The organism is Pseudoalteromonas aurantia (genome assembly GCF_005886875.1).
Classification (GTDB): Bacteria; Pseudomonadota; Gammaproteobacteria; order Enterobacterales; family Alteromonadaceae; genus Pseudoalteromonas; species Pseudoalteromonas aurantia_A.
Map to the genome: position 1 here is coordinate 1 of NZ_PNBY01000037.1, position 14,365 is coordinate 14,365.

Annotated in this window: 10 protein-coding genes; 7 read left to right on the forward strand and 3 right to left on the reverse strand. The window is 36.6% G+C overall.

The window, feature by feature from the left end; all coding sequences use genetic code 11:
• Window positions 1–1,009 precede the first annotated feature (1,009 nt).
• A complete protein-coding gene (locus CWC18_RS09010; protein WP_138593606.1) occupies window positions 1,010–1,891 on the forward strand; it encodes a DNA replication terminus site-binding protein in 882 nt (293 codons plus the stop codon).
• Between the two features lies 1 nt (window position 1,892).
• Here CWC18_RS09010 and CWC18_RS09015 read toward each other — a convergent pair whose 3' ends face one another.
• Window positions 1,893–3,107, reverse strand: coding sequence for a replication protein A (locus CWC18_RS09015; RefSeq protein ID WP_138593605.1), 1,215 nt, complete (start codon window positions 3,105–3,107; stop codon window positions 1,893–1,895).
• 696 nt (window positions 3,108–3,803) lie between these two features.
• On the opposite strand from CWC18_RS09015, the gene CWC18_RS09020 reads away from it, so the two are divergent.
• The 6 genes from CWC18_RS09020 to rmuC all read left to right on the forward strand — a co-directional run bounded on the left by CWC18_RS09020 (window position 3,804) and on the right by rmuC (window position 11,995).
• Window positions 3,804–5,039 (forward strand): AAA family ATPase, encoded by a 1,236-nt coding sequence (locus CWC18_RS09020; RefSeq protein WP_138593604.1) that lies wholly within the window; start codon window positions 3,804–3,806, stop codon window positions 5,037–5,039.
• 16 nt (window positions 5,040–5,055) lie between these two features.
• Window positions 5,056–6,018 (forward strand): transcriptional regulator, encoded by a 963-nt coding sequence (locus tag CWC18_RS09025; protein ID WP_138675124.1) that lies wholly within the window; start codon window positions 5,056–5,058, stop codon window positions 6,016–6,018.
• Window positions 6,019–6,177: 159 nt separating this feature from the next.
• Entirely contained in the window at window positions 6,178–9,282 is a 3,105-nt protein-coding gene (locus CWC18_RS09030) for a DEAD/DEAH box helicase (protein WP_138675125.1), read from the forward strand.
• Between the two features lie 286 nt (window positions 9,283–9,568).
• The gene (locus CWC18_RS09035; protein ID WP_138675126.1) at window positions 9,569–9,766 is read left to right on the forward strand and encodes a hypothetical protein; all 198 of its coding nucleotides are present in this window, start codon (window positions 9,569–9,571) and stop codon (window positions 9,764–9,766) included.
• Between the two features lie 20 nt (window positions 9,767–9,786).
• Window positions 9,787–10,476, forward strand: coding sequence for a response regulator (locus CWC18_RS09040; RefSeq protein ID WP_138675127.1), 690 nt, complete (start codon window positions 9,787–9,789; stop codon window positions 10,474–10,476).
• A gap of 55 nt (window positions 10,477–10,531) precedes the next feature.
• Window positions 10,532–11,995, forward strand: coding sequence for a DNA recombination protein RmuC (gene rmuC, locus CWC18_RS09045; RefSeq protein WP_138675128.1), 1,464 nt, complete (start codon window positions 10,532–10,534; stop codon window positions 11,993–11,995).
• Window positions 11,996–12,077: 82 nt separating this feature from the next.
• On the opposite strand, the gene CWC18_RS09050 is transcribed toward rmuC, so the two are convergent.
• Both CWC18_RS09050 and CWC18_RS09055 read right to left on the reverse strand, forming a co-directional pair.
• A complete protein-coding gene (locus tag CWC18_RS09050; protein ID WP_138675129.1) occupies window positions 12,078–12,596 on the reverse strand; it encodes a hypothetical protein in 519 nt (172 codons plus the stop codon).
• Window positions 12,597–12,716: 120 nt separating this feature from the next.
• Window positions 12,717–13,142 (reverse strand): sensor histidine kinase, encoded by a 426-nt coding sequence (locus CWC18_RS09055; RefSeq protein ID WP_138675130.1) that lies wholly within the window; start codon window positions 13,140–13,142, stop codon window positions 12,717–12,719.
• Window positions 13,143–14,365 lie beyond the last annotated feature (1,223 nt).

Here is a 14,365-nt window from a genome sequence, read left to right on the forward strand (position 1 = left end):
ACTTCGATGTTGAATTCGGGTTTGATAAATATTTGTATAAAGTGTATTTCTAGGGCAAATGAAATTTATAGACAGCACTATAGTTTTATGCCACGAGTACTTTGATGAATTCAATTACAATAAAAGGACAGCATTATCCAGTAATCCTGAAAGGATTTAATTTCAATCAAGACCACCAATCCTACTTTTACCTTATTATGGTAGTCGCAATTGTAAAATGATTATACATTTCACAGTCAAAGATAATAAGTATTAAAACAGAGGAGCCATTCATTGAAAGTTACTCACGGATCTACATTGATATAATTTTCATGATATGAAAAATTACCAATAACTATTCAATAGTACGCCAATTTGCACTGCAGTAAGGGTTAAAAGTATAGGATAAGTATTTTTCTAAAAATTTTTCATTTAGGTCTTTTATTTAACAAAAATTATAAAACGGATGGAATAGTGCTATAAAGCATAAAATACTGTAATAAAGTTAGCCTTTCAATTATGAAAGATCGTGACTATTAAACAAAAATGAAGAAAAAAATCAGATCTCATAGTTAAAAATTTAGCTCAAGTGATATTTAACACTGCTAATTCCAAAGTCCTCTGTATCAGAGGATTGACAGCCTAGTCAAAAATAGGAAGTGTCTTCTTCATATCGCCTGCTAACACCAAAACGATACGTAGTAAAGAAATAATTTATCTAAAAAGCAACATGATCTAAAAGAACATTCAGCAATCCGTCTAATTACTCTCTGCTATTTAATTGCCTCTTTAACATGTAGTTATAGGTTCATTGACCAAAGTATGTATTTAAAAATAAACATTCAACACCGTCTTAGTAAAATAAATTCGACCGAAGAACATGATAAATGTTAAAATACAAAAAAGAACACATCATAGTATTGTTGGTTGACAAAAAGGGTTTCGATACTTTTAATCCTTATAAAATTAGAACACATCATACTTTTAAGTTATAATAAACTAAAGAACGTTACAACTATTTATATTTAAAATGTCATCAAGCACAAATCAATTTAAGCTTAAGGCTCATTTTGACCATTTAATGGAGCTTACTTCATTATTTTGTGTCGAATTAAAACAATCGGATGTTATCTCTGCTGATTATTATCAACTCCCGAACATAACAAAAGAATCAGAAGAAAAGGCGCCTGAAAAAATACAAGTTCAAAAAATAACCGGAAGTAAAGCAATCGATAAAATTGCACTTGCTTATAAGGATATATTTTTGGATGAAAAAATCAGTGGAAAAGTGCTGCTACGCCATCCAGGTATCATACTTATTAACGACGAAACCAATACTCTTCAAGCAAGACTAAAAGAAGTAAATAAAGCCAAAGAAGACTTTAAGAATGCAATTTTACAAATCGAAAATAACGATGCTCGCTTTGAAGCAGTACATAGTGCAATCCCTAACTTAATGACTTTAGCTGCTTATAGAAAAATACATAGCGAGTTAGGAGAACCATATTCCGTAAGGTTTACATGGATGACAAAACACGCCACACGTACTTTAACTAAAGATGCCGCTTTAGAAATGCTCAGTAAATCTTCAAATTACAATAATCCTCGAATGATCGACCAAGAATCTTGGTTATCTCTTGTACAAAAAGAAAAAGTACGCGTAGCCAATTTACCTGAAAAAAGTAAATTGAGAATTAGAAGGCCAACCCGAGTTTCACCTGAAGTAAATGTTCGATTTACTGCAGAAAACAGATATCATGTTAGTGCAGCTTTGCCATTTATTCTTTTTAATCCGAGCAAAAATACAAAAATAGGCACACTGAGACATTATGAAAAAGTTGAGAATCATCCAAGAAAAAGGGAATATAATTTTCTTGTAGACAGAATATATCTAGAAAAAGTAAGCGAATAGCTTACTTTTTAACAATTTGTTCTAAGATTTCTTCATCAATCACTTCAACATCTTCAACAATACGCTTTCCACCTTGGATCTCAATACGCTTGTTATGTTTATTTAAAGTAAGTATTTCATCACAAAACTGTGATGATGGATGCATCTCATAAACGTAATCGATTATCTTACCTGTATTATCATCCTTTACATTGCTTATGCTGTAATCAGAAATAGCGCCTTTTTCAATCAAATCTTTCATTGTTGTTGTCATATCACGGCGTAAAGCCTTCAACTTGTTCTCAACAATTTCATCGGTAGAGTATATTGACCCATACTTTTCCATAATCGATAGTAGACGAAAATGATATGTTTTCCCTGGAGCAGCATAACGCCATAGATGATATAAACGTAACATCATCCAACGTGACAAACCGCGTTTTAACTCTTGTGCACTATTAAAATAGTACCCTTTATATTCCAAATTATCGATCATATTATGAACAAATGCATTCAAACATGCGACACATTTAATGTTTCCACCCTGCCCCTTTTTACCACTAAAATGTAATGAAGACAAAAAGTTCATATTTGATTCATAGAATGAATCATCAATATCGGTATTTTTCGTATCCGTCGCTGAGTATTTGAATGAAAGTTTAGATCCTTGTAACGCTTCCAAAGATTCTTTAATTTGCGGATAAGGCATAGACTGACCAACAGCTTTTAGCTCTTGGGCTAACTCGTTCATTGAAAAAACCACAGCATATTGAATACCGGACTTAAAATTTATTTTTACAATCTTGCCTTTTGACGCTAGACGAATAAGCGCACGTTCTACCTTTTCTTCTCTATCAGATGGCCAAACCAAATATTCGAGATCTTCTCCATCTTTTTTACTACTTACAACTGCCGGAGTTATTTTTATCTCGCCTTCATACAAAATACCGTCAACTTTTTCTGAAATACGGCGTGTTATAATCGTTTTCTTAGGCGCCTCTTCCAAGGGTAGTTTTTTATGACCAGAACGGACAAACCGACCCCAAAGATCATAGTGATTGAATGTATTTGAATACGCTCGGAGTCCATGCGCCGCATTTTCTAATGATATGCGAACATCTTTATTATCCGTAAACAGCGCCAAACTTTCGTTATCAATAGCGCTTTCCACACCATGTATCTGACCTCTTAGCGAATCGGGCAGATTATCAACAGAGATGTTCACCTTTCGGCTCATTATTTTACTTCCAAAATTTATGACAGTTAATAACAACATATTCATGAACAAAAGTTAATGATTTAAGTTAGTATAAAACTGATCTATCCAAGTTTTTTTTTTTGAGATCGATTTTTTACTAACTAATCATAATTAGAGATCATTTTTTTACTAACTCAGGTTAGTTATTTAGCTTTTTTTGCACAATACGCTGTTTAATTCTTGTTGTAATGCAGTGTTATTAGGTTGATTGTGGATAACTGCACACAATGTTGGTATAGATCAGATCTGTACTTAGGATAGATCCGATCTTTATTTACTTGATCATAGAAATCAAAATTAAAATGTTTATAACTATATGAATTTACTTAGTAAAAATGTGATCTGTCGAGTGGGGAGCGTGCATAAGTTTGTGGGTAACCTGTGCACTTCTCTAGTTTGAATATAAGAGTTAGTAAAAATAGGATCCATGAGTACATAAAGATCTGATCTTTACTTCGTACAAATCAGATCCATCATTTTTTAAATTATTAATATATATCATATGGTTATTGTTATTTATATCACCCCTATCCTTTATTACCTATATACTTAACCATATCTAATCTTCTTATTTATACTTAATTAAATAATTTAATACGATGTCTTATATTTTTTGTGTTTACTACCAAAGTAATGGACATTATAATGATAGGTATCAAGTCAAGGATATCGCGTATGTCAATTAATAACAAAGCACTTTCAACATATCGTTTATTAAAAGCAACAGCAGAAGTTGCTGAACAATCACTAGAAGGTCGTATTCAGCATTATAGGGCCCATTTAAAAACAGATGAGAAAGAGCTAAGAACCTACACACAAAAAGCTGCAGCTGATTTACTTGGATGTAATAATAGAACATTGAAACGACGTCATGACCAAGGTGATTTTGATCACCTTAGTATCCAAAAAGGTGCAAACGGACATTACGCATACACTTTGTCCAATATCTTCGCAATGGCTGAAACTTTAGGAGTACAAGCTGATCAAAGAAAGGCAGGTGATAAACTCCAAGTTATCGTTATCAATTCATTGAAAGGTGGGTGTGGTAAAACTACATCTTTGGTCAATATTGCAGCAGCGCTAGCTACAACCAATATTAAGCGCTATAGGATCGGTATAATCGATCTTGACCCTCAGGGATCATCATCGAGCTTTTTTCCTGCTAACGACCCTGAACCTATAACAGTGGGCGATCTAATGAGAGATTGTATTGAATTAGATGAAAACGAAACATGGGCTCAGGTTGTATCAAATGCGTTTCAAGAAACCCATATCCCAAATATACGTGTCTTACCTTCAGGGATGGACGATTTTTATTTTGAACATGAAACGGCCACTGAACTTAAAGAAAGCTCAGGATATGAACAAACCAGACATTATCACAAACTATTAGAAAAAGTTATTGCACCTGTTGAGTCACAATTTGATTTAATTCTAATAGATACGGCGCCTTCGTTGAACTTTATGTTTTACAATGCGCTGATGGCTTCTACAGCAATGCTCATACCAGTCCACCCAGAAGCTGTTGATTTTGACGCTAATAACAAATATTTAAAAAGACTTGGTGAGATTTATCATACTGTCGCCGCGCTTGGCCATGATGGTTGGGATTTCATGCAATTTTTAGTGACAAATTATGTTAAAGGTAACCATTCTCAAAGAGACATCGTAAAAGATGTGAGAAGTGCTTTTGGACGACAAGTTATGAGTTACCCAATAAATCATAGTTCTGCAATTACAGCCAGTTCATCATCGTTCAACACAATTTTTGATCAAAAAACATCTGATAGTTTGGCAAGTAGGGAGTCACTTGTTAAATCACAAGAAAATATTAAAGATGTTGTAGACGAACTAGAAATGTTGATCAGATCAAATTGGTTGTCTACACAATCTTCATTAGCACAATCTTAAATAGGGTCGCAAAAAAATGGCTAAAAAACGTAAGAACGATACCCGGTTAGATCCATTTGCAACTGCAGTTGAGGGGAGCAGTTTAGATGATCTTTTAGATCAAGCTAAAATAGGTGATGTGATCACCATGCCAGCACCTAGTGATCCATTACGAACAATCACATTAACATGTCAGGTAATAAAGTCAGCCGATATAGAAACAACTACTCAAGTTTATGGTCAAAATAGACGGGAACAAAGCCTATTGAACGAAAAATCTGTTGCAGACATCTTGCCAGCCATAAATCACGACAAGAGAAACCTCCACCCAGCTCTCTGCTGGCAAAAAGGTGCTCAGCAATGGGTGTTATCAGGTTCAAGGAGAAGAAAGGCTTGTATGCTCGCTCAGGCTGACTATGTTGTATTGACGTCCGCTGATTTTAATGATGATGATGCAAAAGCTCTTGCCATCTCGTCAGATCAATATATTGCACCAAGCTTATGGGAACTAGGAAAAGCTTATAACACGACTAAACACAACTTAGTTAATCAAGGCTTAAAAGGGTCTTATCGTGAGATTGCTGCTATTGAAGGCATTTCTCACACCGCGGTTGCTGATGCTATAAAAGCTTTCGAGATCATTCCTAAAAGTGTTCTTAGCTTATATCCAACGCCAAATCACTTAGGTAGAGAAGCGGCTAAAAAACTCATTAACGCCATTAAAGATAATAAGTCAGCATTTGAACAACAAGTTTGTCATTTCAGTCAACAATCATTCATTAGCGATGAACAGAGCGATGAAAAACGGGCAATTCTTACAACTCAGTTTTTAACAACATTTGGCGATAAAGCCAATCGCACAGAAGCTTTGTTAGAAAACAAATTCATTAAATTACAACGCAATATAAAAAGTGGTGATATAACAATTAAAATCAACAATAAAGTGTTAACTGATAAGCGCCTTGAACAGCTGCAAAAATTGTTAGCTGGCTATAATTAACATCTTAAAAAATTAACGTAACTGGTTGATATTCATACTTTGGTCTATGACGGTGAACGCCAACCAGTTTCTGTTCGTAACTTTATTATGACTTTTCCCTTTAGCTCGTTCCTATAATTTCATATACTGGAAAAATATTTCATTTGTCATGCTGAGCTGATGTCAACGCAGTTATCTAAAGAGCAATTGTTTGCTTTGTTTGAAGAAATAAAACAAGAACAAGCCACGCAATTTCCCCTTTCCGAACGATTTTTGAAGCAGTACTTTAATAGTGCGCTCCTTGTCAAAGCGAAAGAGTATCTGAATAATTCTCAAATTAGTTACTTGGATCACAGTGAAGATTTTTCACGCATTGATTCTCAAGTTTTGGGCAACTTTGGTAATACGTTTTCTCAGCATATCAAAATTACGACAGTTAATAATTCAAATCGTGTGGAAGCACAATGCACTTGTTCAAACAACGCAAAATGTCGACACATTGCTGCCGTGCTTTTGAAGTTAAAAATAGATCACTCAGGCGGCTTTGGCGAAGCTTATCTCGTAAATGATTGGTTCAATGAGCTAACGCAACTACAACAAAGTAATTTCCAAAGTACCAATAATGTCTTGCTTTTTGTACTTGAACCGCATGGCAAAGAGCTATTGTTAAATCCAAAACTGTCACCTTTTAAACCCGATGGCGTTTATCCATTAGGTAGATCTCTTTCTGAGCAACAACTTAATAGCCATTTAGCGCCAAAAGATGTGTTAGAAACAGACTTTAGGTTATTCAATTGGGTTCGTTCTCAAAATACTCCGGGCCATTTTGAGATATTTGGTAATTGGGGCTTCACAGCTGTTGAGCAATTGATTAAAACCAATCGGTTCTATTATCAAAATAAGAGGCAGCCACTTGTATTAGGCCACCAAAAACGCCTGCGCTTCGAGTGGCAGATCAATAACAAAAATGCACAATTGTGCGGATTTTTGTCTCAAGTTGATAATTGGCTATTGTTAAGAACCGATCCACCTATGTACCTTAATACAGATGATCTGATCATAGGCCGGATCAACTCTGAATTAAACGCTCAGGAAATAGCGCATTTACAGAATATGCCACCGGTTGCACTTGATCAGCTAAATCAAGTCATGACGCGCTTTAATGATCTGTTCGCGAATGACGTGATCCTGCCTCCTGCAGGGTATAAAAGCGTAGTTAAACCAACTCAGGTTTTTGCCAAGCTAAAAGGAATGAATAACAGCCTTGAGCAGACATTAGCACTGTCGATCGAAAACACCGTTGGACTTTCCAAAGCTGAACAGGCAAAACACGTTAAGCGCAGCGAGCAAGTGCTGCTGGGTTTAGGGCTTAATGCGAGGGATGGAGTATTTCAATTACCAGTAAACGATGCCAATGGCGTGCATTGGTTTAATAATGAGGTTAAACCTAATTTACTAAAACAAGGCTGGGAAGTAGAAGAACTTTCACATAAAGACCCTGTAAACTTGCCACATATAACGCTGTCATTAAAACGTGACAAGCAACACCATATCTTAGGTAAAGTGATGTTTAATAGTAAGCCTATTCTACTTGATTGGGACATCACAACACCGCTAGATATTAATAATTTGGCCGATCATCATCAGTATGTAAAAATTGCTGAGCAATTCTATGCGGTACCTACTGCAACATTTAATGAGTTGCTCACTCTAAAGCAACGATTTAGCTATTATATGTCTGGTCAACAGTTTAAGTTTCCGCTGTCTTATGCAAAAAAAGTATTTGAGTTAAGCACTATAGAGTCCGTAAGTAACGATGTAAGGCTGCTAAACTATTTGAAAGAGCTAGAGTTGCCGATTGAGTCTAGTGCTTGTGCAACGCACAGCAATCAACAAAACTTTGTATTAAGGGATTATCAAGAGCAAGGTGTAAGTTGGCTAAAGTTTTTGAACCGTCATCAGCTCGGCGGAATTTTAGCGGATGATATGGGCCTTGGTAAAACATTACAGGTAATAGCTTATTTTGTTGGTCAACATAATACATTGGTTACGAAGCCCAGTTTAATTGTTTGCCCAACTAGTTTGGTAGGGAATTGGCAAAACGAATTTAAGCGATTTGCACCACATTTAACTTTAACAACGGTTCATGGTTCAGATAGAGAAAAAACACTGGAACAGGTGCATTCAGCACGTTTTATCTTAACGACTTATCCCTTATTAAAACGTGATCTCGCCTATTACAAAGAATTAGAGTTTGACTCTATTGTGCTTGATGAAGCGCAATACATAAAGAATGAAACTGCGCAGGTTTCTAAGTGTGTAAAGCAGTTAAATGCACAGTTTAAATTGTGTTTAAGTGGTACGCCGATTGAAAATAACTTATTGGAATTAAAGTCATTACTCGATTTTGTGATGCCAGATGTTCTTGGCACGAAACAACAGTTTAAGCACCACTTCCAAATACCGATAGAAAAAGAGCAAGATACAGCACGCGCTTTAGAGCTTAAAACGCTTATCGCACCATTTATTCTGCGTCGCACGAAAGTTGAAGTAGTTAAAGAATTACCCGATAAAACGGAGTTAGTCAAAGAGCTTGAATTTAGCCCAGAACAGGCAACTTTGTATCGCAGTGTTCAGTTGCAAATAGAAGACAAGTTAGTTTCTTTGTTTAAAGAACAAGGTGCTCAAAAAAGTAAGCTTGCCTTCTTAGATGCGTTATTAAAGTTAAGGCAGATATGCTGCCACCCGAAACTGGTAGATAAAGGAATGGGGAGCGAAAGTGCAAAGTTTGTATGGCTAGCCGAGCATTTACCTAATATGCTGTCACAGGGTCGTAAGGTGATTATTTTTAGTCAATTTACGTCTGTACTTGAATTGATCTCACAGCAACTTACAGCCAATGATATTGTGTTTACGACATTGACTGGGCAAACCCGAAATAGAGAGCGTGCTATTAGCGATTTTACTGACGGGCATTGTGATGTGTTTTTGATAAGTTTAAAAGCTGGCGGTACAGGCCTTAACCTCACTCAAGCAGATACGGTGATCCATTTTGATCCCTGGTGGAACCCCGCGGTCGAAAATCAAGCAACTGATCGAGCTTACCGGATAGGTCAAGATAAGCCTGTGTTTGTCTATAAGTTGATCATGGCTAACTCTATCGAACAAAAAGTATTTAGCATGCAACAGCAAAAGCAGGCACTTGTTGATGTTTTATTTGCTGATAAGAGTTTGAATTTAGGTAAGTTTGATGAGCAGCAAATGTTAGCTATGCTGCAGTCGTAAAAATAATTAAAAATAATTAAAAATAATTTGAACTAACTCAAAATCACGGGGTCTATTATTGTACTTGTTGGCAACAATGAGTTTAACATTGATTTCCCCCTTGATTACTTATTTGTAATGGAGCCAGCAGACTTTGCTGGCTTTTTTGTTTTTGCAGTTGCAATTTATTCATTTAGAAATAATTCCACATTCTGTCCACATTGTTTCGCTTTAATAAACATATTACAACGACGCACCAAGTTAGTTGGTTTGGTGTCACTTAATTAGCTCTAGAAGGCGAATAGAAATGTTGTGTTATGAAGAAGCTCCATCGCATCTAAACTTTATCGAACCACTTTCACAATGTGATTATGATCTACTAGCAGAGGTTGCGACCAGCGATGATCTAAATAGCATTCTAACTATGCTATTAGTTGATGAGACATTGTCTGACTCGTTGAAAAACGACGCAAAGAATCAATTGAAAGCAAATCAATTAAACTAATTACCAATCGAAGAGAAATTATGCAGCACATCCTTATAGTTGAAGGTGACTTTGATATAGCAGAGCAAGTCATGTTGTTTTTTAAAGCATCTGGATTTAAAACGTCACACATCGCTGATGGTGAAGAGGTTGTGCCTTGGGTTGAAGAAAATAGCCCTGATGCGATTTTAATGGACATTATGCTGCCGAACCAAGATGGTGTGGAGTGCATGAAGCAGATCCGAGCTTTTTCTATGGTGCCAATTATTATGATGACGGCCAAAGTGGCTGAATCAGATAGGCTAAAAGGGCTTGAGTTTGGTGCTGACGATTATGTGTGTAAACCTTTTAGCGCGGCTGAATTGGTAATGCGTATGAAGGCCATTTTGCGTCGCTGTGCTCCTTTAGCAGATGCTGAGTCTGAAAAGTTGGTGAATGTCGATGAGGCGCAGTTGACGGTAACATTAAAAGGGCAACTATTAGCCTTAACGAAGGTGGAGTTTGATGTGTTTGCATTACTTTATAACGCGCCATGCCGAGTTTTCTCACGTCAGCAGATCCTAGATTGTATTCAACCTGACAACTTTGATATTTCAGATCGAGTCATTGATAGTCACATCAAAAATATTCGGAAAAAAATAAAATCTTTGAATATTTCTCCAAAATTGGTTGGGTCGGTTTACGGTGCCGGCTATCGCTATGATGAGCAGCAAATCAATAACAGTAATTAAGTGATAACCGTGTTGCTCTCAGGTATTATTAATAAAAATATTATCTGAGAACATTATGTTAGATGCGCTTTTTTCTCACCTTTCTTGGTCGCATGTCGCCGTGTTTTTTTCGGCTATTATCTGCCCTTTACCTTTTTATTTTCTCAGTCGTCAAAAACTAAAAACACAGTTTTCGGTGCTAGAGCAGCAACATCTTCACAGTTTAAACAGCCATGAACAACTGGCGCTTCAGCAACAGTCATTGCAAACAGAGTTACAGCAGTTACAGGCAGAAAAAGTTCAATTACATGGTCATTGTCAGCAATACCAAGCTAGGTTGTCTGAGAAGCAATCTCAAGTAACGCAATATCAGGAGTTGTGGCAGCGCAGTGAACAAAGTCTGTCAGAAAACCGCTCAAATACTCACCAGTTAGAACTTGAGTTAAACGATTTGAAAGTGACGTTAGAGCAAAAGCAACTCAGTTTTGATGCACAAGTTTCACAGTTAGAGAACTCTAAAAGCCTTTTAAAACATGAGTTTGAAAATATAGCAAATCAAATTTTTGAAGAAAAGACCACGCGTTTTAATCACCAAAGCCAAGAGAAATTAAATCAATTACTTAAACCTGTTCAGGGTGAACTGAAAGGGTTTAGAGATAAAATGGAAGCTATTCACAGTGAAGAGTTAAAGCAACGTGCTGCACTTAAAACTGAGCTGCTGCATTTACAAGAAAACAATAAAAACATCACAGAGCAAGCAGTCCAACTCACTAGTGCGCTGCAAGGACAGAAAAAAACGCAGGGGAATTGGGGTGAGCTGATGCTTGAGAATGTGCTCGATAGTGCAGGCCTTCGTGCTGGTTATGATTATAAGCGAGAGGTTTCGTTTACCACGGATGAAGGAAAATATCGGCCTGATGTTGTGGTATATTTGCCTCAAGAACGTCACCTAGTGATCGATGCGAAAACATCACTTAATGCCTACACACGATATGTTAATGCAGACACTGAGCTAGAAGCAAGTGATGCGCTCGTTGCTCACTCACAAGCGGTAATTGCTCGGATCAAAGAACTGGGTAGTAAATCTTATGAAAGATTACCAGGACTCAACTCACCAGACGTCGTTATTATGTTTATTCCGATAGAGTCAGCTTTTGTTGAGGCGATCAAGCATATGCCTAATATGTATCAACATGCATTAGAGCAAAATGTATTGGTGGCCACACCAACAACCTTATTAACGAGCATGAATATTGTTAAGCAGTTATGGCGTTTTGAAGAGCAGAGCAAGCATAGTAGAGAGCTCGCAGTAAGAGCTGAGAAATTTTACAACAAACTCAATAGTTTTTTGCACAGTATGGAAGGTGTTGGGCGTCAGTTAGATAAAGCCAAAGAAAGCTACGACACAGCCTTCTCACAGCTGTATCATGGAAAAGCGAACTTGATAAAGCAAGCTTCAGAATTTAAAGAGTTAGGTGTGTCTGTGAATAAAGAAATGCCAAAAGAACTGGTAGAAAAGTCTAAGTTAGAGCTTGAGTAATATGAGTGAGGCTTATAATCGTCAACCCCCTTTACAGGGGGGATTAAATATAAAAAATATAGAAGAGAATGCAAACAACGAGTTAGGCATGACTATGTGGGTTTTGACACTGCGCAAAATTACTTTTTCTTGGAGGGTCGACATATAAGTTAATGTACAACTCACTTTTATTGATATCTAACCACACTCTGCTGCTGGCTGGGGGACATAAAGAATGTTTAATGTAGCTTTCGAGCTCTTTTTCATTCATAGAGAGCTTTTGTGGAATGCTGATAAAAATATTGACTTCGCCATCATCGAATTTCGCTTTCTGAAACTGCCAACTACCCGTCATAAATTGTTTAGAGAAATAGCGAGATATTTTATTTTGGGCAGTTAAATCTAACATTGTACCTTGTATTTTAGCCCCGCCTGAAAAATACATCCATGCACTTGCAAGAATAATAAAACCGCCCAATAACATCGAAATGAACGTGACGTTCATTCTATTGCTTTTTGGCGTGTTCTTACGCAATGATTGTTTTTTTTGCTCCGTGCGTGATTCTACAATTTTTACCCAATCACTGTGCTTGTTTGCTTGTTTGCTTGTTTGCTGTGTCATAATTATCCTCCAAGATTTTACCTGCTTATTACATCAATACAATGTGGAAGAAAAATGAAGTGAACCGCTTAATATTTGGCTTTATAGCCTGAAACTGGTTGGATGAGTAAAATCGTTAACTTATTCTTTTGTTGTTATTATAGGTAAAGTTAAACGAACACATAAGCCCTCAGGCTTGCCGTGATGTAGATTAATGTTACCTTCTAAGGCGTGCGTTAAGCCTTCGCATATAGAGAGCCCTAGACCTGATCCACCTAATGCCCAACTACGAGACTCATCTATGCGATACAGGCGCTCAAACAATTTATTTAGCTCGGTTTCAGAAACACCTGGGGCACTATCGTCAATCTGAATGAATATATACTTTGTATTTACTCTGACTTTTAATTGAATGTGTTCTGGACTGTCAGTGTATAAACACGCATTTTTAGCAAAGTTAGTAATAATTTGATCCACTTTTTGTTTATCGGTCTTGAATACCGTTGCTTCAAGAATATCGATGTCAGCTATAAATCGTAAATGGCATTGAGTTGCGAGTGTTTTCATATCCGCTATGTAAAGTGAAGTGAGTGCACTTAATTGACACTCTTGCCATATCAAATGCGTTGACAGGTTTTGCACTTGAGATAATTGATACACGTCAGAGATGAGATTATTTATTTTGCTATAAGCAAGCGCCTTACCGTCGAGTAAGTTGTGCTCTAAAACTTAGATATGTAATTGTGATACGCCCATAGGTGTGCTGAGTTCATGAGAGATATCTGCTAACATTTTATTTTTTTGATTCAAATTCGATTGATATAGACTTGCCTTATATTGGGCATTGCGATGTTTTATGACATACAAGTACACGGAGACGACTCTGAATAGTAAAATTATGATACATGCCAGCAGCCATGTGCGCCTTTGCAAAATTTGTTTCTCAAGCTCCACCTTTATTACAGCAGACTTTTGTTCTGTTTGGGCTAGTTTTTGTTATTGAACAAGAGCATTGACTTGCTGTCTTTATTGTTTAGTTGCACCTTGGTTTACCTCCTGAACTGCCTACTTATGAATAGCAAATTCGCTCAGCAAAGTGTGATATGCTTCTTCATAGTGATTTTTAAGCATACGGTATTGTGCTTTAGTATATTGAAGCTGTGCATCTAGTTTTTTATCACCTATGCCCTTGAGGAGCTCTTGGACTTTTGGGAGGTATAGTTTAAGAAGGTTAGTGTTTTTTTACTGAATATGTAGTTCTATTGGATTTAAATAGGCATGTACTTTCCTATTGGAGACTGTGTTTTTAAAGCATGGTTTAAACTTTTTTGTAATCAACTAAGCGCCATATGAGGGTTATCTAGCTTCGAGTAGATGCGGTGCAATGAGTTATATGCACGTGCTAGATTTGCATTGGCCTCCAGGGGCTTTAGTATGTTGATGACTTCTATAAATTGATCTAACGCTTCGTTGTATTTGTTATTTTTAAGTTTTATCTCTGCAAGCCCTATAGCAGTGTTCTGCTTGTTCAAAGTTCTGAATGCAGACTGATAGGTCACCTAAGTTATAAAAGTTGGAAGCCTTCATCTCCCAACCTTTAGATGTTTTAAGAAATTTTTGGGCCTTTGAATGTTACTCCATAGACAGTACCACGTTGTTTTTTGCTGTATGATTACGTCAGCATACCTATTTTGTTTACGTAAAACTTTTGCGAGTTTGAGTTTTGTTTTCATCGAACTTACCACTGCGTTCGAGTGTTTTTAGCAAAGTATATGCTTGTGTTAATTGCC